We start from the raw sequence: 22,206 nt of genomic DNA on the forward strand, positions 1-22,206 counted from the left end.
GTTTGCAAACAGCGCTTTTGTTTCCGCGCCGGAGCGGTTGGTGGTCCGTAGGGGTGGGCGTCACCCGCTCCGCTTCAAGGTACGCTATGGGGTTCACCAGCACCCGACCGCCGGACTGGTGCTGATCGATACAGGTTACGGTCCCCGGGTCACGGAAGGTTCTGGGCGCAGTCTGCCGCTTCGGATCTATGCCAGTCTGCTCCGGCCGACGCTGATCGAAGAGCATCAGCCCACCCGTGTGCTTGGTCGCCTGGGCGCAAGCACAGCAGATGTTGCAGCCATCGTGCTGACCCATTTTCACGCCGATCATGTTGCCGCGCTTCACCTATTCCCGAAGGCGAGGATCTATGCGAAGGCAGCAGTGCACGCTCGTGTCGAGGCGCGCTCAAGGTTTTCCAATCTGCGCCACGGCGTCTTTGACGAGTTGCTGCCGCAGGATCTCTCCAGCCGGATCGTCGATATCGACCAACTCTCGGTCAAGCCCGCTCCCAATGGACTTGGCGAAGGAGCTGATCTCTTTGGTGATGGTGAGACGCTGGCCATCAATCTGCCCGGTCATGCGGAAGGCCATTTCGGCATCTGCTTTGCCGCACAGCCGGTGCCATTGCTTTATGCGGTCGATACCCAGTGGTGTGCGGCAGCGCTTGATCCCGGCAAGGCCCCCGGACTGCCCGCGGCTCTTGTCGCTTCGGATCGCCGGGCACTTGCCGCAAGCGGCCGCCGGGTTGCCGCCTTCCGGGAGCAAGGCGGCGATGTTCTGCTGTGCCACGATCCGTCCGACAGTCCATACGATTTGCCGGAGGTCCCGCAATGAACGGGCGTTTTCAGACTGGCATTGCCTTTGCCGAAACGCTCTGGACCGGCCGCAGTGGCCGATCTCGAAAGGCTTTCGAGGACTGGCAGAAACGTCGACTGGATGGCTGGTTGCGCCAGTCGCTTCCCAAGGTCGATTTCTACCGCGACGCGCCGCCGCGCCTCGACCAACTGCCGGTGATCGACAAAGCCATCGTGATGAGCCGGTTCGAGGCCTTCAACAGGGCCCGGATCACCGCCGAGGCCGGATGGCGGGCATTGGAGGCGGGCGGCGAGATCGACGGGATCAACATCGGAGCCAGTACGGGCACCAGTGGCAACCGCGGCCTCTATGCAATTACCGCAGTGGAACGGTTCCGCTGGCTCGGCACCATTCTGGCCAAGACCTTACCCCGCTTTCTCTGGCATCCGGAACGGGTTGCGATCATCCTGCCGCAGTCCTCCTCGCTTTACGAAAGCCCGGCCAGACTACGGCAACTGCACTTGCGGTTCTTCGATCTGCGCCATGGCATCGCTTCCTGGCTGGACGAACTGGAAACCTTCAACCCGACGACCATCGTCGCGCCGCCGAGGGTGTTGCGGTACCTGGCGGAAACGTCAGGCCGACTTGCCCCTCGCAAGCTTTATGCAGGTGCGGAAACGCTCGACCCGATCGACCGGGTCGTTGTCGAAAAGAGGTTCGGCATTCTCCTCGGGCAGATCTACATGGCAACCGAAGGCCTTTTCGCCGTGACGTGTGCTCATGGCCGCCTGCATCTTGCCGAGGACGCCAATTTTTTCGAGTTCGAGCCGGTCGCAAACGATCTCGTCACTCCGTTGGTGACAGGCTTTCGCCGCGATTTCCAGATCATGGCGCGATACCGGATGAACGATCTCCTGCGCCTGTCGTCGACGCCATGCTCCTGTGGCTCGCCGCTTCAGACGGTTGATGAAGTGATCGGACGGATGGACGATATCTTTCTCTTCACCAGCGAAGCGGGAACGGACGTACCGGTTACGCCCGACATCCTGCGCAATTCGGTTCTGGATGCCTCGCGCGAGATATCCGATTTTCGCCTTGTGCAGGAAGCAGATGGATCGGTGACCCTGCAGCTCCCGCCGGAGGTGGCGGAGACGAGCGCTGAAGCGGCCCTTGCGGCACTTGGCAAAACCCTGAGCGCACTGGGCCTCTTACCTGCAATTTCGCTCCGCCGGGACAGGCTGCCCCTGGAAAGCACCCGCAAGCTGCGGCGGGTGGAAAGCCGGTTTAGGCGGCAGGCTCAATCATGACCACAGCGCAGGAGACGGTCATGCGGGACACGTCGGCCAATGGAGGTGTGAGCAACACCCCCGAGACCGTTCATGCCTTCGTGCGTTTGTGCAACGACTTTGCCATGCCTGATCTTGTTGCCAACCTCACGACGCGTGTCAGCTCGCTGGAGATTGCAGGGCGGTGTTTTCCGGTGACGATCAACGAACCGAGCCGTCCGCCGACGTGTTACATCTGTTCACCCAGCGCCGCCTATATCGACTATGCAATCGAGGAAACACGCAATTTCCTGAAGTCGCCACTGACCTACCATCTGGTACGACCGCTGATCCGGGCTTGTGCGCCGCTGATCGAGGCCAGCGGGCTTGATCGACAGGTGCAGGTGAACAACTGGCTGCTATCAACCAATCCAGTTCCGGAAATCGATGCAGCCGCAGCCCGCGAGATCGCCAGAACCCTGTCTCAGCGCCATCCGGAGCATGCCATTGTCATCCGGTCGCTCAATGGCCGGGCGGACCGGTCATCGATGAACGCCCTCAGGCAAGCTGGGTTCAGGCTTCTGGCGGCACGACGGATCTATCTCTACTCCGGTGACCAAACGCCAGGACGGCCGACGCAAAACCGCCACTACGACACAAGGCTGATGCAACAGACGCCCTATCGGCTCGCGGAAAACGACAGCTTCGAGGGTTCGGATTTTGACCGTGCCGCGGAGCTCTACAAGATGCTCTATCTCGACAAGTACACACCGCTCAATCCGCAGTATACCGCAACCTACATCCGGGAATGCCACCGCAGAGGCCTGTTCCAACTGCTTGGTTATCGCGATGACAGCGGCCAGTTGGTGGCGGTAGCCGGTTTCTTTGCCAACGGCTGCACATTGACGCAGCCGCTGGTTGGATACGACACCCGCCTGCCGATGAAAGACGGGCTCTACCGGCTGGTCATGGCGGCAGGCCAGGACATTGCAGACCGGCACACTCTCTTTTTCAACATGAGCGCGGGCGCCGGCCACTTCAAACGGCTGCGCGGGGCAGAACCGGAAATCGAGTTCAACGCCGTCTATGCGGGTCATCTGTCCCGGCGCAGGCAACTGGCAGTGCGAAGCCTCGAAAAACTTCTGTCGCGCATCGGCATTCCCCTTCTGGAGGCCTTCGACCTATGACTTCATCAAGGGATTTCTGGCAGGCCGCGGCGCTCCTTAAGGATTTGAAGCGCGGACCGGCCCGTGTCGAATTCGGCGGCGAACCTGTGGTGTTGTTCAAGAGCGCGTCCGGCATCTCGGCTCTGGCCGACCGTTGTCCGCACCGGCTGATGGAACTGTCGAAAGGAAAGGTCGTCGGAGGCGAGATCGAATGCCCCTATCACGGCTGGCGTTTTGACGGCGGCGGACGCTGCACCGCCATTCCGGGACACATGGGCGACGTGCCGGGGTACCGTATTCCCGGCCTCAAGACGTTCGTGAAGGACAGCGTGGTCTTTCTATCCAAAGGAGACCCCGCAAGTGAACCCTACCTGCACCCGATGGAAGGCAGAAAGATAGTGGTGCGCCTGGTGCGCAGCAGCACCAACTCGACATTGATCGATGCTGCCGAAAACATCCTCGATGCGACGCACACCCATTTCACCCACAAGGGCCTGCTGCGCGGCCTCAGCAGCAAGCGGCATCGGGTTCGGGTCGATATCACCGGTGGGCCTGGCTGGGTCGAGGCCGTCTATACCGGGGAGGACCGGCAGCATGGCCTGATCAGCAGGCTGCTGGAAGCCGGGCGGGTGCGGACGGTCGGGCGATATCGTTTTCCCGGTATCGCCGAGCTGGAATATTGGGGCGAAAACGGCCTTGCACTGGCAACCACCTTCCATTTGCGGCAGGCGGCCGACGGACTTGTTGAAGGTATCGGTTGCCTGATCGGACCGAACGAGGGACTGCTCGACCGGGTCAAGTCCTGGATGTTTCAGCCGATGTTCCGCATAGCTCTGGAACAGGACCGCCGCGTGTTGAAATCCTCGCTTGAAAACGCGGCGCGCTTTCCGGACGCAAAACCTCTGATCGGACCGCTCGACTATTTGCGAAGGGACATCGCAGCAATTGAAGAAGGCGAGCTGCCAGATGCGGCAGTGTCCCCCAGATGGGCCTACATCGAACTTTGATCCGGCCCGTTCCACTCGATGTCCCTCGTGGTGGCGCTTTGAAGACTGATCCGGTTGCGCATGGCTATGGTCGCGATTTCCAGCAAGGCAGGTATTTGAGCACGCCCCGGCGACGGATCGTCCGAGGTTCCGAGGATCTCCTCGGCCGCACCGAGAACCTCCCGGAAACGGGCAAAGTCTCGTGAGCGGAGCGCTGAAGGCAGACCGTAGACCCACATGGCCAGCCGCACGGCCTGATTGCCTGCTACGTCCGGCAAGACTTCGTCACCGCCTTGCAAAAGCGTGCGGACAAACCGGGCCGCGTCCTTGAAAAAATGCAGGCCGCTGGTCGCGCGCGGATTGCATTCCAGCGGGCGCACAGAGCCGTCTTCAAGGCGCATCAGGTCAAACGAAACCTGCCCGGTCCAACCGGTGTTCCCGACGAATGTTTCGATAACAGCCCGTGCTGCCGGGTCCGTTACCGGTTCAAAACAGATCCCCGCGCCAGCACCGGCCCGGTATAGCGAACGGTATATCGACACTGCCAGCACCTTGCCGTCGCGCGCCAGAACGTAGGCACTGATCTCGTCTCCTTCCAACCGTTCCTGGGCGACCCAGGGCATTGCAGCGCTCGGCACCACCTGCTTCAACTTGCGGGACGCTGGCGACACAAGGACCTGACCGGCGAAGCGCGACCAGACGGGCTTGAACACAAGGTTTTCGGCCTGCTTGCCAAGGTTGGTGACATCTTCCCGAGACGTCAGCAGCCGTGTTTCGGGCACGGCAATCCCGAACCCTTCACACAACCTGATGAAGTCATGCTTGTTATGGGACGTTTGAAGCAGGTCGAGACCTGGCGCGAACAGTTCCGCCCCAAGGCCGCGCCTTTCCCGGATTGCCGCCAGGTAGAAGATCTCCTCGCAGGTCGGGACAATCAGGGACGGCTTTTCGCGTTCGATCAGCGCCTCGAGCGCGTCAGTGAAATCTTCCGGATAAAACCTTGGCGATGGCAGACGCTGATAGAGTGCGCAGGCACGACTTGCCCGGGAGACTGGGCGCGCGGGCATATCGGCCAGAACAACACGCCAACCAGCGGTATGAAACAGCCGGGCGTGATGCAGGGCAACAGGCGCGCGAGCACCCGTTATCAGAACAGTCTGGCCGGAAGAGGCATGGCAGCCGGGCTGCATCGTCGTCAGATTCCCTTATCGAATGCAGATCCCGGCATCCGACGCCCCTCAGCGTTCGGCTTCGTAGCGCGCTTTGGTTTCCTCGTTCATCGGGTAAAGGCCCGGCAGCTTCGCCCCGGCGTCGACCTGCTCGACGATCCAGGCCTCCATGCGTTCCTGCTCCGGGGCTTCTTTCAGCACGTCGTCGAGCGTGGCTGCTGGGATCACGACCGCACCATCGCCGTCTGCCACGATGATATCGCCCGGAATGATCGCAACGCCGCCGCAACCGATGGTTTCCTGCCAGCCGACGAAGGTTAGACCGGCCACCGAAGGCGGAGCCGAGACACCGCTGCACCAGACCGGCAGATCCGACGCCAGCACACCGGCCAGATCGCGCACTGTGCCGTCTGTGACCATGCCAGCGACATTGCGTTTGCGCATACGGGCACACAGGATATCGCCGAAGACGCCGGCGTCGCGGATGCCCATCGCATCGATGACCGCGACGCATCCTTCCGGCATCTCCTCGATGGCCGCACGTGTTGAAATGGGAGAGCCCCAGGAAGCGGGCGTTGCCAGGTCCTCACGCGCAGGCACGAAACGAAGGGTAAATGCCGGCCCGACGATCCGAGGTCTGGAGCGATCGAGCGGCATTGCCCCGCGGATCCAGACGTTGCGCAGTCCCTTTTTCAGAAGGATCGTGGTGAGTGTCGCCGTGCTGACGGATTTCAGGATTTCGACGGCTTCAGCGGACAGGGTCATTAAGGCCTCCGGAAGATGGCGCTGACAAGAAGCAGCAGGTCAGAAACGGTATCCAAAAAGCGATGCCGCCAGTCCTGCCAGGAGTGGGCTGCCCGCGGCACGGGAGCCGGCGGATCAACCGGCATATTCCGCCGGATCGCATTGCCGGCCAAGGGATTTTTGAAACGGGAAAGTCAGGAACCGGCCTGGCAGATTACGAGCGGTGGAAAGCCCTGCACCGCCGCGACAGGAACTTCATGGCCTGAGGCTCTGAGCAGGATTGCAAACCCTGCCCGATCGCTTGACCGGCGCTTTGCAGGCAACCTTCACGGCGCTGATAGCGCCAGCTGCGGCCTGCGCCGTGATCAGGATGGCCTTGCCGAAATCTTCTCTTTCAAGTCCGGGAGACTGGCGGGACGACTGAAAGCCTGTTGCAACGAGGACGGATATTAGGCCTGCGACATGCGCAATTCATCCGGCCTTCTTGAAACCGAGGCCGGAAGTCTGCGGGCATTTCCGTTGCGCTTGCATCAGCACGTCCTCACGCGCCTGTGTGCGGGATCAGGAAATCGTCAGTTCAAGCGCCGGGTGCAGACGCTGCAGGTTGCGAAGTGATTTAGACTGCCAGGGAATGGACTTGGAGCCCAGAACCCGAACGCCAACTTCCGGCTGCTTTCTGATTTCGATCGTGAACTTTGCGAGCAGGTTGATGCCGGAGCTGTTCAGGAATTCCAGGCTTGTCAGGTCCATGGTGATGAGTTCCGGCTTGGCCGCCAGAACGGAATTCATGATGTCCAGAATAGGTGCGTAGGCATCTGTTCCTGAAAGCCGCATCGTTCCTTCGTAGTGGATGGCGGAGCCTTCAGTCCAAACGCGGTAATCGTTCGTGCTGATTTCCATTGTGATTTCTTCCTTTGGAATATGTCAGCGATCAGGAAAGTCGCAAAGAAGCATATGTCGTCAACTCAACGCCTTCACTTACACGCTCAGACGCGAAAGACCAGCCCAATTTGGCCTCGTAGTCGCTCATAAGTGTGAGCAAACCCAGGCCTGAGCCGGAGGAGTCCGGGTTAAGGGCGTTCTCCTCGATGCGTTCCAGGAGCAGCTCTCCCGGTTCGCGGTCGAGCAGGGCTTTCAGGTGACCCTGAAACTTGACGGCCGTTTCCTGGTCGATCCGGTTCACGATCCGGATTTCAAACGTCTGTTCTTCCAGCGAGCTATGAATCGCGATGTCGCCGCCGTGACGGAACTTGATCGCATTTTCCAGAATCTCGTTGATCATGTAACTGATGCTGTGGCGGGCATCGACAGGATCGATGCCTTTGCCGCAAGCCCTGCTGAAATATTCCCCGATAAAATCCGATGTCAGGCCGCAATGATGCCAGCTCAGCTCCAGCGGCTCTGCCATCAGCGTGAGACAAAATTGTCTCGCGTCTCCGCCGTTCAAAGCAGCCGTCTCTCCAAAATCCTCGACCATGCCTTACCTATGCTTCAAGACAACAAGAGTGATGTCATCAAATACCTTGTAGTCGCCGATATGCGACTTCACATCATTAATGACCGCCGCGGCAATACCTTTAGCGGATTTTTCGCGATTTTCATGGGCGCTCTGGGCAAGCCGGTCGAGGCCATACATCTCGCCCTTCGCATTTTCCGCTTCCGTGATCCCGTCCGTATGCAGGATCAGGATGTCGTCGGGTCCGAACGCAAGATCCAGTGTGGCCACGAAGGGTGAAATATCGGCCTCGAGCCCGACCGGGAAACCGAGATCCATCGTGTCGATCCGCTCGGTTTCGCCATTGGCACGAATGATCAGCACTTCCTCGTGCTGGCCGGACAAGGTGACCTGTCCGTCCTCATAGTCGACGAAGGCAAGGGTCAGGTGCTTGTCGGAATTGGTACGGGTGATGTTCTTGTAGACAGCGCGGTTGAGCACATCCAGGAAGGCAATCGGATCCTTGTCCCCCTTCTCCTGAAGCGCACGAGCAACCGACTGCACCATGAGCATCAACACGCCGCTTTCCAGGCCGTGGCCAGTCACGTCGCCGATACCGACCTTGATGCGGCTGCCGTCGAACAGAACATCGTAGTAATCGCCGCCGACTTCGTCTGCCGGTTCCATGAAGGCGGCAATCTCGATCTGCGGGATGACTTCCAGTTCGCTCAACCGTGGCAGAACCATTTCCTGAATGCGCTTGGCGACATCCAGCTCGGCTCCGAGGCGCAGGTTTTCCGATTTCAGCCGCTTGTTGAGCTCGCCGATCTCGTGGTTCGCGGTTTCCAGCTTCCTGGTCCGCTCCTCGACGAGATTTTCAAGGTTCTCAGTATGATAGCTGATCTCTTCCGCCATCCGGTTAAACGCAAGCCCCACGGCCGCAACCTCGTCGCGGGTCGGAATAGCAACGCGAACCGAATAATCCTTGTTCTGCAGCGCACGCGCCGCGGCGGCCAATTGCGACAAGCCCTTGGTGATACGGCCGGAAATGGCATAGACCGCAACGAACACAACGAAGATACTGACGCAGAAGGCAATCAGCTGGTAGTTCAGGATGCGGGCGGTCGCCTCGGAGATGTTGTTGGTGGCATCGATCAGCGACTGGTAGATCTCGCGTTCGGAAACGACAAAGCCCAGCGTCATCGTTTCCGACGTGATGCCGGTTCCATCCCACAGGTTGGTCGGGTTGAGCTGCTTGAGAACCAGAAGATAGGGGACCTCTTCACCGTCATTTTCAAGGAAGATGTGCTTGATGACGGTCTCGTCCTTGGCACTGAGTTCAAGGGAAGAGATGGCGGGCTGGCTGCTTTCCTTGAGGTTCCGGTTCACGCCGGTAACACCCTGGCCGCTGACGTCGCTCGAAACCAGACCCAGTGTGGCCTCGCCGGCTTTCGGCGTTGCCACCACGTTGCCGTCGGACATCGTCAGGAAGCCGAAGCCGCTTTCCGAAATCTCAAGGCTTTCGACGAGCGAAGTCAGCTGTTCGAGCGTGATGTCGACCGCGACCATGCCCGCAACATCCTTGCGATCCTGCGTCCACAGGGGATGGAAGAAGCTGACGATCAGCTTGCCCGTGATCGCATCGATGTAGGGAGCAGTGGTGACGATATTGGATTCAACCGGCTTGGAAGACGGATCCTTGATCCAGCCTTGCCAACCTTCGTAGACCCCGGGAAAGAAGAAATCCCAGAAGTTCGCGCCCTCGTTATGGCCGGGGTAAAGCAGGTCGAATGTCTGCGCCTGTTCCGAATAAGGGGTCGCGCGCATGATCGACGCGTCCTTGGGGCCGACATAATAGATCTGCAGCTTGGGAGCGCCTGTCGACATCATCGAAGGCCCGACAAGGCTGAGGAAGGAGCTGTTCTTCAGCTCATCTGCGGCCTTGGGAAGCGGGTTCTTGTCTTCATCGAGCAAGTAGCCCCAGACGCTGACTGCGGAAGGAACACCCTCGGTGTTCTGCGACCAGCCGCCTTTTTCGTCGTAGACCAGTGCGGAGGAAAACTCCGAACTGCCTTCAATCGTGTTGCCGACCGCTTCCTGGATATCCGGGTGGTCGATCAGCGTCTGCATCGACGAGGCAAGCGTCGCAAGTTCCGAATGAACGCGCTCGATCAGAAGGTCGGCGCGGAACGCAGTCGTATCGATGTAGGTTTCCAGATAGTCTTCGGTCGCGGTGGTCAGGCCTTCACCGACCTGCTCCGTTGCATCCCTGGACAGCTTCTGCACGTTCCAGATGCCAATGCCACCGGCAAGCGCCAGATCGAACAACACCGCCACGCCCACGACAAGAATGAACTTGGCGCGAAAGCTTCGCAGGGAAAAGCGACCTATCTGCTTTTCACTCTGAGGGCTCTTTACCGGTGCATTCATAGCGGCTTACGCCCCGAGGCAACCCAGATCGGCCAGCCCGCATACCCCTTGGGGTGGAGCGCTGCGAAAATATGATCATCAAAACCCTTGGCGAAGCGTTCGATGAACTCGGGGCTGTCGCCGCGTTCCTGCGCCATTTTGCCGGCAAAGAGATTTTTCCACGAGGCGATGACGTCGGCGAAATCCTGCGGGTCGCCGTCGGTGTTGGTGACCATGAAGGAGCCGATGGTGACGTTTTCAAAACCACCGTCGATCAGGAGGCGCCGGCATTTCGGGCCGATTTCGATATCCATATCGAAATGGTGCCAGAGTTTGGCGACCTCGTTATAGGTCCACTGGATAGACTCCGATCTTGGTTCGCCGAGGCAATGGGAGTTCTTTTCGTTGGTCACGTAAATGCGGCCGCCCGGCTTGCAGATACGATAGAGCTCCTTGAGGATCAGTTCCGGCTGATCGAACACCTGCAGGGAATGTCGGCAGGTCACGAAGTCGAACTGATTGTCCTCCAGCAGCATGTCCGCGGCATCGCCAAAGACATAGTCAATGCCCTTGATGCCGAAGTCGGCGGCGACACGGCGTGCGTAGTCGAGGCTGGATCTGGAATGGTCCAGCGCGACAAGCCGGTCCGGCTCGAACTCCTTTTGCAGGAGTACGGCGAAATCGCCGATGCCGCAGCAAATGTCGGCCACCTGCATTCCCGGCTTCAGGCCGTGGCGGCGAAGGAGTTCCTTCTCATGGCGCCAGGTAAGCTTGGTCTGTGTCCGCAGGACATGAATGAATTCACTGTCCTCGACGAAGGACTGTCCCGGGTAGAACTCGTTGTCGTATTCGCTGACGGTGATCTTGTCGGACATCGTCTCCAGCACGGCGAACTTGCGCGTTGCCCAGCCGACGACACTCGACGTCGTCACATGAACGCTCAGATCGCTGCGGTTGCGCACAAGATCCAGGATCTTGCCGGCAAATGCGTGGAAGGCGACGTTGTTCATGCGCACCAGGCGCCTGACGTTGACGTAGAATTTTCCGCTCACCTTGGCGACGGACTGTTCCATCGCGGAAAAGCAGCCATGCAGTTCCTCGGCCCGCTGGGGGCGCAAGCTGCCATGGAGCGAGAACTCCTGATCGTTCTCGTTGAAGGTCCATTGAAAGGCCTGTGTCATATTATCAGCGATCATTCTGTGTCGTCCTCAAGCACGAGCTCTGCAACCAGGCTCATGCGGCCGTCTTCGCTCCGTCCGATGGCAAGCCGGGCGCCATAGTCGACGCCGAGTTCCAGGAGCCCCAGGCTCGCATCCGGTTCGGCGTCGGCAAACAGCGCTTCCAGATAAAGCGTTTCGGCGTCCTCGCCGTTGACCTTCGCAATGGCGGTCTCATAGATCTTGTAGGTTTCTTCGTCCGCAGGGAAAGTCAGTTCGATCCTGTCGACATTGCCGTCGCGCTGAACCGCGCATTGCAGTTTGCCGCTTGAGCCGTGCGTGCGGTACACCGCTTCCAGCAGCTCGTTCAAAGCCGACGAATAGAGATTGGAAAACAGGAGCGAATCCAGCCGGTTGTGGCTGACCATCCGGGCAATGTATCCCGACATGAGATCGCAATGGGTCCAGTCGGTGCAAAAATCCTTGATGTCCAAATCCAGGTGAATCATCTGCGGCAGACCGGAATTTGATGATATGCCTTCAGAAGGTGCCTGCATTTTTATTCCCCCGCTGGCGTGGTCAATTGCACCTCAAAGCGATGCACTTCTGTTATACGAGAAAGCTGGAAATTTTGGCCGATTGGACTCGTGTCATCGATAATTCATGTATTTAACAATACGGTGTCGCTCATTGCCAAGGATATATCAACCGCGATTGCTCCAATGTTTTCTGCTTCATTAACATAGCAGCAGAACTCTAAACTTTGGGTTTCCACCGCGCGTCCGTAAAGGCATCATATTTACAACATGACAAGCACCAGTAATTTTGGCGCCGCTGCCCAACCAGACACTTCCGCTGGCGAACTCGCGCGAGTGCGCAGAGAACTTGAGGAATTGCGCGCTGAACATGACGACCTCAAGCTGCTTTACGAGGCAACCATCGAACATGGCGAGGCCGTGGAAGACCAGTTGGCCGAATACAACATCCTGCTGACCCGCACCCAGGAACGCCTGGAAGCGGAGCTTCGTGATGCCGGCAATTATGTTTATTCCATCCTGCCGGAAAGGCGACCGGAAGCCCCGAAAGCGGACTGGCTTCTGGTGCCGTCGACCGAACTGGGCGGTGATTCGTTCGGATATCATGACCTCGACGACGATCATTTCGCAATTTACCTGATCGACGTCTGTGGCCATGGTGTCGGGGCCGCATTGCTGTCTGTCGCGATCATCAACGTGCTGCGCTCGAATGCGCTTGGGGGCACCGATTTTCGTGACCCGGCAAACGTTCTTGCCAAACTGAACAATGCCTTTCCGATGGAACGGCAGAACAACATGTTCTTCACCATCTGGTATGGCGTCTACCGGCGCTCGACCCGGCAACTGGCCTATGCCTCCGGCGGCCACCCTGCTGCCATTCTCATGCGGCCTTCGGCATCGGGATTGGACGTCATCGGCCTCGGAACGCCGGAGGGCATGGTTATCGGCGCCATCCCCGATATGGAATTCGATGGCGGTACATTCGACATTCGCCCGGGCGACCGATTGCTTGTCATCAGCGACGGCACCTACGAAATCGAGGATGCGGATGGCCGGACGCTGACCTGGGCCGAGCTCGCGGACAAATCGAAATCCGTGGACGGAACCGTCCCTCAAGCCATCTACGACTGGCTGGCCACATTCCACGACAATGCGCCCCTGCCGGACGATTTCTCCATGATGGAATTTGCCTTCTGAGGGAACCGCCTTGCAGCAAGGTGCCTGTCAATCCTTGGCGCGAGGCACCAGAACCGTGGTGTGGTTGACGTTTCCGATCCGTTGGGTCGCCACGTCATCGGCCAGCTGGTGCACCAGATATAGGCCCAAACCGCCAATGCCCATGTCCTCGACTGTGTCCGCTTCCGGTGGACCGGACGGCATGCCGCTGTTGTCGAATGGTCTCGCCCTGTCGGACAGGACGAGCTTGACGTGTGTCGGCCCAAGCGCCGCCGTGATCGCGATCTGGTCCTTGCCGCCATCCGGATAGCCGTAGGCAACGGTATTGGCGAACAGCTCTTCAACGACCAGGCACAGGGTACGTCGGACCGCGTCGGACAGGCCCGCTCCTGTGCAGAACCGCTCCAGCACGGTATAGACCGCCGGCAGGTCCTCCAGGTCGTTTCGAACTGTCACCGTCTCGAGATCCACCATCCCGTTCCCTGCCGGACGTTGTTCAATTCAAGCTGCCGGGTGTGAGCTTCGTTCAACCCGCCAGCGCCTTTGCGTCTTCCCGGCTTTCCGCCACCTGCATGATCTTCAGAAAGCCGGAGATCTTGAGGACCTCGACCACGGACTGGTTCACCTGGAACAGCACCAGCTTGTCTCCGGAAGGAGCCAGAAGCTTGGCAACGATCAACAGTGATCTCAGCCCGAAACTGGTGACGTAGTCCACTTGCCCCATGTCGATCAGCAAGGTTGCCGGCTTTTCCGAGATCAGGTTCTTCAGGTAGGTTTCGAAGGTTTTTGCGCTGAGCGTGTCCAGCTTGCCGACAGGACGAACAACGATCAGGTCGCCGTCCGTCTCGTGGCCGATGGTGATTTCTGCGACGTCTGCGGTCATTGCCATTTCCCAAATCTGCATCGGTGCCCGGAGTGCAAAAAGCCGACAGCCTCCGGTTTCAACCGATGAAAGCATCTGCCACGCAATTTCGGCGTGAAACTTGTACATTTTATAAAGGCGCACCACGCGAAAGGCTACGAGACCGGGGATAAGCAAATTTTGCATGCTTCCCGGCAACTCTCGATCCGGCTCGCGTTCGGTCTGCTTGCCGAGGACAGCTATCGGGGCCCTGCGACGGGTCACCTCATCCAGACGAACATAACCGGCGCCTGGCTGGAAACCGGAGACTTCTTTTCCGGAGAATGACTGCGCGTTAAGATCGAACCCGGACTGGTCCTGCGGCCCTTACTCGGGAGAACGTGCGTTTGAATACGGTCGACACTTCTGCCGCTGTTGCGTTGCTGCGATCCGAAGCAGCGACCCGGCGCGGACGCCGACACAAGGTCAACCAGGACAGCCACTTTGCGGCCCCGTCGCATGGGCTCTTCACGATTGCCGATGGCATGGGCGGTCACAGAGAGGGTGACGTTGCCAGCCGTGCAACGGTTCACGCCATCTCGCAACTGACCAACATGCCGCCGAGCAGCCACGAAGCCCGGCAGATTGCCCTGGAAGCCAAGCTCAACCACGTCAATCACGGTCTTTACGCCGGTTTTCTCGCTCTCCCCGAACAAGACATTTCAGGCACGACAACTCTCAGCCTGATCATCAGCGGGACACAAGCCAGCTGCATCTGGGCCGGAGATTCGCGTCTTTACCTTTTGCGCCAGCAGCAACTGTTCCTCATCTCGGAGGACCATGCCGACAAAGCCGGACGGCTGACTGCCGCTGTCGGCATCCAAAACACGCTTCAGCTTGACCGCCGAACGCTGGAGATGATGCCCGACGATGTTTTCGTACTTTGCACCGACGGGCTGTTGAAAGGCATGGACGAAACCACGCTGGCCAGGATGGCCACCGAGGGAACCTCCGGTCTTGCTGACCGGCTTGTTTCGCGCGCTGTGGCCGGCGGATCCTCGGACGACATCACGGTGATAACCGTTTGGACGGAAACAGATGCTCAGCTGCCGGAAGCCGGCAGATAGAAGGAATGCTGCTGGCCCGAGGCCCAACCATCCTGCACGAATGCCGTTACGCCGATCAGATCCTGATCTTCCACCGCCATGCGTTCCACTTCGAAAGTGACCTTGTCTGAGAGGGATCTGCTCAGGACTTCCAGGCTCGTTGCGACCGCAGCCTCGCGCTCGTCAGCATCCTGCCCTGCAAACACCGCCTCGCCGAGAGCTTCCTGGAACAGGGAAAACAGGCGAGACACCAGTAGGGCCTGATCCAGCGCGCCCCGACCGTCTTCGCCAGGCTGGACCGTCACGGCCCGACGGAATACAAGGCTGGTTCTGTTGGCGACGCCCTCCAGCACGTTGATGCCGGCAAGTGCGAGCGACGGTGCCGTGTCCGAACCGACGGCAAACCGTGTTGCCATGGCAACTTCACCGCCCATCGACCGGCTTTCGACAAGCTCCAGCGCATCGTAATCCTTCGGCATGCCGACGGGGAGCCGCGGAAACACTTCAGTTTCAAGCTGGACCAGTATTTCGGAAAGGGCGACAAAAGCACCCGACACAAACAGCGCCGGCGCACCGTCCTCTTCGGCGGTCAACCGGGCATCGTTCCAGAACAGTGCCAGGTGAGAGGCGGCATCGCTGGCCCTCAGGCCTGCAAAACCTTCGAAGCCCGGCTTGTCGAGCAACTGATGTGGCGTTTCGATGTCGGCAACTTCCTCACCCGGTACTCCGGCAAAGTGCCCGGCAAGCGCGGCAAGCCCGACCGTGTCACTTTCGGCGCATTCCCGCGCAAGCACCTTCAGCCGTTCCGTGTCGCGTGGGCCAAGGCCGATTTCGTTCGCAAAAAGGGCGATATCGTAGAGTTCTGCCTGCAGGGCCTCGCCGGTTTCGCCCAGAACCTCCTGCAGTTCGACGGCATCAAGATCGTGATCGAGCTGAAGGAGATGAAGTTCCAGCGGCAGGTCGAACGGAACTTCACTCAGGAGCAGGTTCAATCCATGCCAGTTCAGCAGCACCTTGCTCAGTTTCGGGCTCTCGAAGAAGAGACGCGCCTGTTCCAGCTGCAGCGTATCGGCTGGCGCATCCTTCTTTTTCCCCTCGACGGGTGCACTTGAAACCTGGCCCGTTTCCTGGAGGGTCTTTTGAATGAAGGCATCCACGGCGGTTTTCGCAGCACTGCCGCTTTCGCCAGGAGCAGCCTTTTCCTCCGGACTGCGGATCATCGACAGGAGGGCGTCGAGCCCCTCGGTTCCCTTGCTGCTGCTCGAGGCATCGTTTTCCTTACGCTTGCCTTGCGCTGAAGCCGGCAATTCGTCGTCTTTCAGCAGTCTTTCCAGCAATGACTTCTGCTCATCCAGTGCTGACTTGCCGATCTTGTCGTACCGCTGGTCATGAACGGCAAGCTGATCCTGGTCACCGGAAGCCGCCTCAAGATCCCGCACAAAGCGAAATCCGCGCAGCAGTTTTGTCGGATCCAGATCTTTCAGGCGCGCGAAGGAGACCTGTTCTTCCAGCTCGGGTGGATGCGAACCGAGCATATTGGCCGCCGAGACGGAAAAGGATGGTGTTTTCTGTTCCAGGATTTCCTCGACGTCCTGGCCGGTGATGTTGAAAGCCACGCCGGTTGCCGCAAGGCCGAAGTCTCCTGCGATCAGCGCCCTGAAAGGCGGTGCCGGTTTGATCTGGAGTGCACCGTGACCCTTGTTTCCGAGGCCAATCGAGAAGCTGGCGATCCCGCCTTTGATGTCGTCTTCCCCGGTCATTTCGATCAACCCCTATTGATGATTGTAAGTTTCACTCAAATTGACATGAAGGCGAATGCGGCTTGCGCGATCACGATATTGCCGTCGGTTTCATACCCCTGGTGCCAACGCACCGTTGCAGCGTGTCAGGGTGTAGCAGAGCCGGTTTCAAGGTTGCGCGCAGTCAATTCCTCTTTCATCCCTCGCCAATAAATCACCTGCCGTCAGGGTAATCTATCAGGGGTGGATGGGCGTTTCAAAAATTGCCCCCGGATCGTTCGACGATCCGATCAACGCCCAGGTCATCCAAGCAAAAATGCGCGAAGCCAGCTGGAACAAAACGACTGCAGCGCGCATACTGAGCGTCGGCTGGCGAACCATACCCCACGCGTTTACCCAGCTCTACCTTTGTCGCCCCAACGGCTTGCGCTGCTCCTGTTCCGGGGCCAAGAGAAGCTTCGGGCCGAATTGTCGCCAGGGATCCTGCAGATTTGACGTCAGACATGACCTCCGCCACGCACACGCTGATAACCGCCTTCGTGTCCGGCAAGCTGTCTTATGACGCCTTGTCGAAGCAGCTGCGGACCGGTGCACAGCAATCAGCGAACGCCCTTGATGAAACGCGGCAGGCGATCCGGGATTTTGTCGAAGCGGGCCACCTTCCGAACGAGCTCGGCCAGAGGCTTCTGAATCAGTTGCCGGCGGGCGATGCCAAACCTTCCGGTTACGACGTGAAAGACAATCCGCCACGTCCACATGCTGTTCACGGCACACAGCAGGAACCGGTATCGGCTCCCGCACCTGAGCAGGCAGCAACGCCCCCTGCAAACCTGCCGCCATTGCCATTGTTGAACGAGCCAGCCGGGGCAACGGGTGACGAGACAGCAAGTGACGAGACACGGAGCAAGATGGACGAGGCCATTTTGACCTCACTCGTTGCGGGCTACGCCGGCTTTCGCAGTCGACGCGCGAATGCCGCCGAAGAACCACCACCTTCAGCCGACAGCGGCAAACTGGACAAATATCTGACCGAATTCAAAAGTGCCCGGTTTCGTTCCGACGCGCGCCGCGTTTCCGGCGGCGGACAAAGAGACAGTCTCGACGTCAACAAGCTGGCGACACCCCAGGTGAAACGCGCCGGTGTCGGCTCCATTTTGCGTGACCGGTTCATTCTGGACACCGAGATCGGGAGCGGCGGCATGGGGCACGTTTATTCAGCCGTTGATCGCCGGCGCCTGGAGGCCGCTCACGACCAGCCTTATGTCGCCATCAAGCTTCTGAAAGAGAGCTATCGCAACGACACCGAAGCCGTGCGGCTTCTGGAGGCCGAGGCGCGCAAGTCTCAGGCACTCGCGCATCCGAATATCACCACCGTCTACGACTTCGATCGCGACAAGGCCGATGTGTTTATCGTCATGGAGCAGCTAAACGGCGTGGGACTGGACCGCCGGATCGGGCGGGCCCTTGGCAAACCTCTACCTCTGGGCGAATGCGCCCGGGTCCTGCGCGGCACCTGTGCAGGTCTGTCCCATGCGCACAGCCGGGGCGTCGTTCATTCGGATCTGAAGCCCGGCAACATTTTTCTGCTGACGGATGGCACGATCAAGCTCCTTGATTTCGGCTTGGCGGCAGCGGCAACCGCCAGTGCGGACCATCCGATCCGGGATAGCCTGACCTCGGCCTACGCAAGCCCCGAGCAATTCCGGCACGCGGACCGTGATCCCCGAGACGATGTCTTTGCGCTTGGCTGCATCACCTACCAGATCCTGACCGGCGGCCATCCGTTCCAGTTCCGGCCGATAGACGAGGTCGCGCGGGAAGGTCTCGTGCCGGCGCCTGTCGAGGGGCTCTCCCCGCAAGCCTGGAACACCTTGCGCCAGGCGCTCGAGTTCGACCGCAACAAACGCCTTGGAGACGTCGACAGTTTCCTGAAGGGCCTGTTTGAAATGCAGGACTGAGCCGAGACCACCCGGCAACCTGGCCGGCAACTGTAATCACTCGATGGAATCGACGATCGTCTCGATCGCCCGCGTGAAACCGTGATCCGGCTGCTGGGTGCTGATCAGGCCTGTGCTGCCGATCTGGATGAGATCCGTCGACAGCGGCAGGACAGCTGCCACCGGCGTGCGGTAGTTGGAAAAGATGCGCTGTGCCAACTCGTTGAAATCGAAGGTTTCCAGAGCCTTGTTGACCACCAGAAACAGCTGCGGCACCTCAAGCTTGCGCGCCAGTTCCAATGTGACTGCGGTGCCCTGATAGTCCTGGATATCAGGACGAAGGATCAAAAGCAGCGCGTCGGAGATAGCGATGGAAAGCAGTGTTTCCTCGTTGACGCCCGGGTGGGTATCGATCAGCAGATAATCGAGTTCCAGGTCCCGGCAGAGGTCGACAAAGCCCCGGTTCAGATCCTCGACATCATATTTTTCCTTCAGGATCCGTGCGATCTCACCGGTCTTGATCGATGAAGGCACCAGAAAGACCTTGCCACCGTCCGGCACCGTTGGGTTGCCATCGCCATCGACCACGTTTTCCGTGACATCGACAGCCGTATCAGTCACCGAACAATGCCCCCACAGGTAGTTGTTCAGCGTGTTGTTGACCGTGTTGAGATCAACCTTGAAGAGGGTGTGAATGCCTGGGGACTGGATATCCGTGTCGACAATGCCGACCCTGTGACCACGCAGGGCAAGCACCGCGGCCAGGTTGGCCGTGACGTTGGATTTGCCCGTGCCGCCGCGATAGGAATGAGTGGAAATGATTTTAGTCACGGATCATTCTCGAAGGATGTTTTGAAAGTTCAGGACTTGTACCGGGATCGAAGATCCTTGGCGCGGGACTGCAGCGAGCGGAAATAGTCGGAATCGCTCACCTGTTCGATTTCAGCCTGCACCTGTTCCTTGTCGTAGGTGACTTCGAACTTGTCCAGCCGGGTTTTCAGCTCGGCATTTTCCTTGCGCAGCTTCGCTTCGGCCGCTTCCAGCTGGCGCTTGGTTTCCGTCAGTTCCGCAATGAGCTGGCTGGAATGGAATTCGCGTGCCTCTACCTGCACGACCATGCCTGAAAAGGTTTCCGCCAAAGCGCGAATATCGGCTTCGACACCCTCGTCCGTGATCACCTGATAAAGCTCCTCGACCTCGTCGAAGCGCCCGTTGGCGATCGCTTCACAGGTCCGGGCCAGGCTGGCCAGAGCAGGTTTCATGGTGTCGGATGAGGTCATTCAGCCCTCCGCAGGCGCTCGAAGATAGCCCGGTTAAATCACGCCTTGCCGGGTAACCCAAGATGTTTGTTGAAGGGTCCTGCGATCGCCCCGGAGCATTTGCTGCATTGCGACGGGTTCCTTTCGAGACCGTCACTGGCGGCAAGATGCCCGCACCTTGCCGCCAGTGTTCTTCCCAACACCGGAAAGTTTGCCGCCTTATCGTTTCGGCAGGATGTTGTGCTCCGGTCCAAACGGGAAACCGGTAATGTTCTCAGCCCCGGTTTCCGAAACGATCAGAATGTCGTGTTCCCGATAACCGCCTGCTCCGGCTTCGCCTTCCGGGATCATGATCATCGGCTCCATGGAGACGACCATGCCCGGTTGAAGCACCGTGTCGACATCCTCACGCAACTCCACTGAAGCTTCACGGCCGTAGTAGTGGCTGAGCACACCGAAGGAATGGCCGTAGCCGAAGCTGCGGTACTTCAGGAGATCGTGGCTACGGTAGATGTCATTCAGCTCGCTTGCGATATCGCAGCACCGCGCACCCGGCTTGATCAGCTTCAGTCCCTCGCGGTGGACATGGCAGTTGATCTCCCAAAGCCGCAGGTGCTCGTCGGAGGCATATTCGCAGAACAGGGTCCGCTCCAGTGCCGTGTAATAGCCGAAGATCATCGGGAAACAATTGAGGCTGAGGATATCGCCGGCTTCCACCTTCTTGTTGGTGACCGGGTTGTGCGCTCCATCGGTGTTGATGCCGGACTGGAACCAGGTCCAGGTGTCCATCAGCTCGACGAACGGGAAGGACTTCGCGATTTCCCGGATCATGGCATTGGTCGAGGCCATGGCGACTTCGTGCTCGGGAACGCCGGCCTGAACCGCTTCCACCAGAGCCGCGCCGCCGACGTCGCAGATGCGTGTGCCTTCGCGGATCAGCACGTGCTCCTCGGCGCTCTTGATCGTGCGCTGCGCCATTGCGTCGGTGGCAATGTCGACCAGCTCCACGCCCGGAAGCGCGGCTTCCAGAAGCTTCAGCATGTCGAGGGAGACGTGGTCGAACTCGATGCCGATGCGCTTGACCGCAGGATTGGGCACCCCAAGCAACGACTGGATGGCGTGGAAGTAATTGTCCCGGCGCCAGTCGGTGTAGATCACGGTGTCGCCGTGGGTCCTGCGCCACGGCTGACCACCGTCGATACCGGCCGCAATCGTGGTTGCCTTGTCCTGTGTGACCAGAAAGCCGTATTTGCGGCCGAAGTAACAATAGAGGAAGCCGGAGTAGTAGCAGATGTTGTGATAGGAGGTGAACAGGGCGGCATCGATCTGCCGGTCCGCCATCAGTTTGCGGAGTTTTGCCTGGCGGCTGTCCATTTCGGCTGCCGAGAAGGGCGAAAACGCCTTCTCGCCATTGTTCATTTCATAAATGCGGATCATGTCGTTGCTCATTGAAGGCTCCTTCCGTTCGTTCGAGCTTCGGTTTCCAGGGGCCTGAAACGCAAAACGGGCCGGCTTCCGCGAAGAAGCCGGCCCGCCAGGCCCAAATTCAAAATGTCTTGCTACCGGGAGACCCTGTCTCCACCCGGTGACTGGCGTTCCGCCACCGGCTCACCTTGAAAGCAGCGGGGCGCTCCTCGCGCCCGCCCGGGGTCAGCCCGGGGACAGACCTCTCAGGCGTTCAGACCTGCGGCGCAGCAGCTCCAGCACGGTCAACAGGCAGATCGAAATCGCCACCATCAGGGATGCCACCGCCAGAATAGTCGGCGAGATCTGTTCGCGAAGGCCGGTGAACATCTGCCAGGGCAATGTCTTCTGCCCGGCGGATCCCAGGAACAGCACCACCACCACTTCATCGAAGGAGGTGATGAAGGCAAACAGCGCTCCGGAGACGACACCTGGAATGATCAGGGGCATCTGCACCTTGAAGAAGGTGGTAACCGGGTTAGCGCCCAGGCTGGCTGACGCCCGCACGAGACTGCGGTCGAAACCGACCAGTGTCGCCGTCACCGTGATGATGACGAAGGGCGTTCCAAGCGCGGCATGGGCCAGAACAACACCCCAATAGGTGCCCTGCAGGCCGATGCGCGAATAGAAGAAATACATGCCTGCCGCCGAGATGATCAGCGGCACGATCATCGGCGAAATCAGCACTGCCATGATCGCGGACTTGTAGGGAACATGGGACTGGGACAGGCCGATGGCCGCCAGGGTGCCGAAGCCCGTTGCCAGAATGGTGGCGACCGGTGCGATCAGCACCGAATTGGTCAGCGCCTGCTGCCAGTCCGGATTGGTGAAGAAGTCCTGGTAGTGCTTGAAGGAATAGCCTGCCGGGTCGAGAGCCAGCATCGCCTTGGTGAAGGTGAAGAAGTTCTCCGCGTTGAAGCTGAGCGGCAGGATCACCAGGATCGGGAAGATCAGGAAGAAGAAGATCAGCCCGCAAATCACCCGGAACGTATAGTACCAGGTCCGCTGGAGAGGAGACGCGTAGGGAGGAAGTGCACTCATG

21 protein-coding genes are annotated in these 22,206 nt (G+C 59.3%); 7 read left to right on the forward strand and 14 right to left on the reverse strand.

Translation table 11 applies throughout. The annotated features are described in order from the left end of the window. Positions 1–40: 40 nt before the first annotated feature. From HEP89_RS06585 to HEP89_RS06600, 4 genes are read left to right on the forward strand one after another with little or no spacing between them, the layout of a single operon-like run. Entirely contained in the window at positions 41–814 is a 774-nt protein-coding gene (locus HEP89_RS06585; RefSeq protein ID WP_286201025.1) for an MBL fold metallo-hydrolase, read from the forward strand. Next, entirely contained in the window at positions 811–2,082 is a 1,272-nt protein-coding gene (locus HEP89_RS06590) for a CoF synthetase (protein ID WP_168691589.1), read from the forward strand. Before HEP89_RS06585 ends, HEP89_RS06590 begins: the two co-directional genes overlap by 4 nt. Then, positions 2,079–3,227 (forward strand): GNAT family N-acetyltransferase, encoded by a 1,149-nt coding sequence (locus tag HEP89_RS06595; RefSeq protein WP_168691590.1) that lies wholly within the window; start codon positions 2,079–2,081, stop codon positions 3,225–3,227. Before HEP89_RS06590 ends, HEP89_RS06595 begins: the two co-directional genes overlap by 4 nt. Further along, on the forward strand, positions 3,224–4,213 hold the full coding sequence (locus HEP89_RS06600) for a Rieske 2Fe-2S domain-containing protein (protein ID WP_168691591.1): 990 nt from the start codon (positions 3,224–3,226) through the stop codon (positions 4,211–4,213). Before HEP89_RS06595 ends, HEP89_RS06600 begins: the two co-directional genes overlap by 4 nt. Here the strand turns inward: HEP89_RS06600 and HEP89_RS06605 are convergent. The 7 genes from HEP89_RS06605 to HEP89_RS06635 all read right to left on the reverse strand — a co-directional run bounded on the left by HEP89_RS06605 (position 4,198) and on the right by HEP89_RS06635 (position 11,663). Continuing rightward, a complete protein-coding gene (locus tag HEP89_RS06605; protein ID WP_168691592.1) occupies positions 4,198–5,382 on the reverse strand; it encodes an ATP-grasp domain-containing protein in 1,185 nt (394 codons plus the stop codon). The two genes, HEP89_RS06600 and HEP89_RS06605, sit on opposite strands and share 16 nt — an antisense overlap. A gap of 48 nt (positions 5,383–5,430) precedes the next feature. Continuing rightward, positions 5,431–6,126, reverse strand: a complete 696-nt coding sequence (locus tag HEP89_RS06610) for a ribonuclease activity regulator RraA (protein ID WP_022999182.1) — start codon at positions 6,124–6,126, stop codon at positions 5,431–5,433. Positions 6,127–6,666: 540 nt separating this feature from the next. Further along, complete coding sequence (locus tag HEP89_RS06615) at positions 6,667–7,005, reverse strand: hypothetical protein (RefSeq protein ID WP_022999184.1); 339 nt, start codon at positions 7,003–7,005, stop codon at positions 6,667–6,669. Between the two features lie 31 nt (positions 7,006–7,036). Beyond that, positions 7,037–7,582 carry an ATP-binding protein gene (locus tag HEP89_RS06620; protein ID WP_051990044.1) on the reverse strand — a complete coding sequence of 182 codons (546 nt, stop codon included), beginning with the start codon at positions 7,580–7,582 and terminating at the stop codon, positions 7,037–7,039. 3 nt (positions 7,583–7,585) lie between these two features. Further along, positions 7,586–9,970, reverse strand: a complete 2,385-nt coding sequence (locus tag HEP89_RS06625) for a SpoIIE family protein phosphatase (RefSeq protein ID WP_022999186.1) — start codon at positions 9,968–9,970, stop codon at positions 7,586–7,588. After that, positions 9,967–11,145 (reverse strand): class I SAM-dependent methyltransferase, encoded by a 1,179-nt coding sequence (locus HEP89_RS06630; protein WP_022999187.1) that lies wholly within the window; start codon positions 11,143–11,145, stop codon positions 9,967–9,969. Before HEP89_RS06630 ends, HEP89_RS06625 begins: the two co-directional genes overlap by 4 nt. After that, positions 11,142–11,663 (reverse strand): ubiquinone biosynthesis methyltransferase UbiE, encoded by a 522-nt coding sequence (locus HEP89_RS06635; protein WP_168691593.1) that lies wholly within the window; start codon positions 11,661–11,663, stop codon positions 11,142–11,144. The genes HEP89_RS06630 and HEP89_RS06635 overlap by 4 nt, the downstream gene beginning before the upstream one ends. 315 nt (positions 11,664–11,978) lie before the next feature. Between HEP89_RS06635 and HEP89_RS06640 the strand changes: the two genes are divergently transcribed. Then, a complete protein-coding gene (locus HEP89_RS06640; protein ID WP_062491026.1) occupies positions 11,979–12,839 on the forward strand; it encodes a SpoIIE family protein phosphatase in 861 nt (286 codons plus the stop codon). Between the two features lie 27 nt (positions 12,840–12,866). Here HEP89_RS06640 and HEP89_RS06645 read toward each other — a convergent pair whose 3' ends face one another. Then, positions 12,867–13,292 (reverse strand): ATP-binding protein, encoded by a 426-nt coding sequence (locus tag HEP89_RS06645; protein WP_168691594.1) that lies wholly within the window; start codon positions 13,290–13,292, stop codon positions 12,867–12,869. A gap of 52 nt (positions 13,293–13,344) precedes the next feature. Next, a complete protein-coding gene (locus tag HEP89_RS06650; protein ID WP_168691595.1) occupies positions 13,345–13,701 on the reverse strand; it encodes an STAS domain-containing protein in 357 nt (118 codons plus the stop codon). Between the two features lie 359 nt (positions 13,702–14,060). Between HEP89_RS06650 and HEP89_RS06655 the strand changes: the two genes are divergently transcribed. Beyond that, complete coding sequence (locus HEP89_RS06655; protein WP_168691596.1) at positions 14,061–14,786, forward strand: protein phosphatase 2C domain-containing protein; 726 nt, start codon at positions 14,061–14,063, stop codon at positions 14,784–14,786. Here HEP89_RS06655 and HEP89_RS06660 read toward each other — a convergent pair. Next, complete coding sequence (locus tag HEP89_RS06660; RefSeq protein ID WP_168691597.1) at positions 14,762–16,525, reverse strand: hypothetical protein; 1,764 nt, start codon at positions 16,523–16,525, stop codon at positions 14,762–14,764. The two genes, HEP89_RS06655 and HEP89_RS06660, sit on opposite strands and share 25 nt — an antisense overlap. Before the next feature lie 482 nt (positions 16,526–17,007). Between HEP89_RS06660 and HEP89_RS06665 the strand changes: the two genes are divergently transcribed. Beyond that, positions 17,008–18,462, forward strand: coding sequence for a serine/threonine-protein kinase (locus HEP89_RS06665; RefSeq protein ID WP_168691598.1), 1,455 nt, complete (start codon positions 17,008–17,010; stop codon positions 18,460–18,462). 36 nt (positions 18,463–18,498) lie between these two features. Here the strand turns inward: HEP89_RS06665 and HEP89_RS06670 are convergent, their stop codons facing one another. The 4 genes from HEP89_RS06670 to HEP89_RS06685 form a co-directional block, all read right to left on the reverse strand. Then, positions 18,499–19,272, reverse strand: coding sequence for a MinD/ParA family protein (locus tag HEP89_RS06670; RefSeq protein WP_168691599.1), 774 nt, complete (start codon positions 19,270–19,272; stop codon positions 18,499–18,501). Between the two features lie 29 nt (positions 19,273–19,301). Further along, the gene (locus HEP89_RS06675) at positions 19,302–19,721 is read right to left on the reverse strand and encodes a hypothetical protein (RefSeq protein ID WP_168691600.1); all 420 of its coding nucleotides are present in this window, start codon (positions 19,719–19,721) and stop codon (positions 19,302–19,304) included. Positions 19,722–19,919: 198 nt separating this feature from the next. Beyond that, entirely contained in the window at positions 19,920–21,149 is a 1,230-nt protein-coding gene (locus HEP89_RS06680; protein WP_168691601.1) for a M24 family metallopeptidase, read from the reverse strand. Positions 21,150–21,350: 201 nt separating this feature from the next. Next, complete coding sequence (locus HEP89_RS06685) at positions 21,351–22,205, reverse strand: ABC transporter permease (protein WP_031268731.1); 855 nt, start codon at positions 22,203–22,205, stop codon at positions 21,351–21,353. Position 22,206 lies beyond the last annotated feature (1 nt).

Origin of the sequence: Labrenzia sp. 5N (assembly GCF_012395805.1) — a bacterium.
Lineage (GTDB): Bacteria > Pseudomonadota > Alphaproteobacteria > Rhizobiales > Stappiaceae > Roseibium > Roseibium algicola.

Bases quoted from the DNA above. Each gene is read 5' to 3' on its own strand.
- HEP89_RS06590 (WP_168691589.1), top strand. From the start codon at position 811: ATGAACGGGCGTTTTCAGACTGGCATTGCCTTTGCCGAAACGCTCTGG.
- HEP89_RS06595 (WP_168691590.1), top strand. From the start codon at position 2,079: ATGACCACAGCGCAGGAGACGGTCATGCGGGACACGTCGGCCAATGGA.
- HEP89_RS06600 (WP_168691591.1), top strand. From the start codon at position 3,224: ATGACTTCATCAAGGGATTTCTGGCAGGCCGCGGCGCTCCTTAAGGAT.
- HEP89_RS06605 (WP_168691592.1), bottom strand. From the start codon at position 5,382: ATGCAGCCCGGCTGCCATGCCTCTTCCGGCCAGACTGTTCTGATAACG.
- HEP89_RS06610 (WP_022999182.1), bottom strand. From the start codon at position 6,126: ATGACCCTGTCCGCTGAAGCCGTCGAAATCCTGAAATCCGTCAGCACG.
- HEP89_RS06615 (WP_022999184.1), bottom strand. From the start codon at position 7,005: ATGGAAATCAGCACGAACGATTACCGCGTTTGGACTGAAGGCTCCGCC.
- HEP89_RS06620 (WP_051990044.1), bottom strand. From the start codon at position 7,582: ATGGTCGAGGATTTTGGAGAGACGGCTGCTTTGAACGGCGGAGACGCG.
- HEP89_RS06625 (WP_022999186.1), bottom strand. From the start codon at position 9,970: ATGAATGCACCGGTAAAGAGCCCTCAGAGTGAAAAGCAGATAGGTCGC.
- HEP89_RS06630 (WP_022999187.1), bottom strand. From the start codon at position 11,145: ATGATCGCTGATAATATGACACAGGCCTTTCAATGGACCTTCAACGAG.
- HEP89_RS06635 (WP_168691593.1), bottom strand. From the start codon at position 11,663: ATGCAGGCACCTTCTGAAGGCATATCATCAAATTCCGGTCTGCCGCAG.
- HEP89_RS06645 (WP_168691594.1), bottom strand. From the start codon at position 13,292: ATGGTGGATCTCGAGACGGTGACAGTTCGAAACGACCTGGAGGACCTG.
- HEP89_RS06650 (WP_168691595.1), bottom strand. From the start codon at position 13,701: ATGACCGCAGACGTCGCAGAAATCACCATCGGCCACGAGACGGACGGC.
- HEP89_RS06660 (WP_168691597.1), bottom strand. From the start codon at position 16,525: ATGACCGGGGAAGACGACATCAAAGGCGGGATCGCCAGCTTCTCGATT.
- HEP89_RS06665 (WP_168691598.1), top strand. From the start codon at position 17,008: ATGACCTCCGCCACGCACACGCTGATAACCGCCTTCGTGTCCGGCAAG.
- HEP89_RS06675 (WP_168691600.1), bottom strand. From the start codon at position 19,721: ATGACCTCATCCGACACCATGAAACCTGCTCTGGCCAGCCTGGCCCGG.
- HEP89_RS06680 (WP_168691601.1), bottom strand. From the start codon at position 21,149: ATGAGCAACGACATGATCCGCATTTATGAAATGAACAATGGCGAGAAG.
- HEP89_RS06685 (WP_031268731.1), bottom strand. From the start codon at position 22,205: ATGAGTGCACTTCCTCCCTACGCGTCTCCTCTCCAGCGGACCTGGTAC.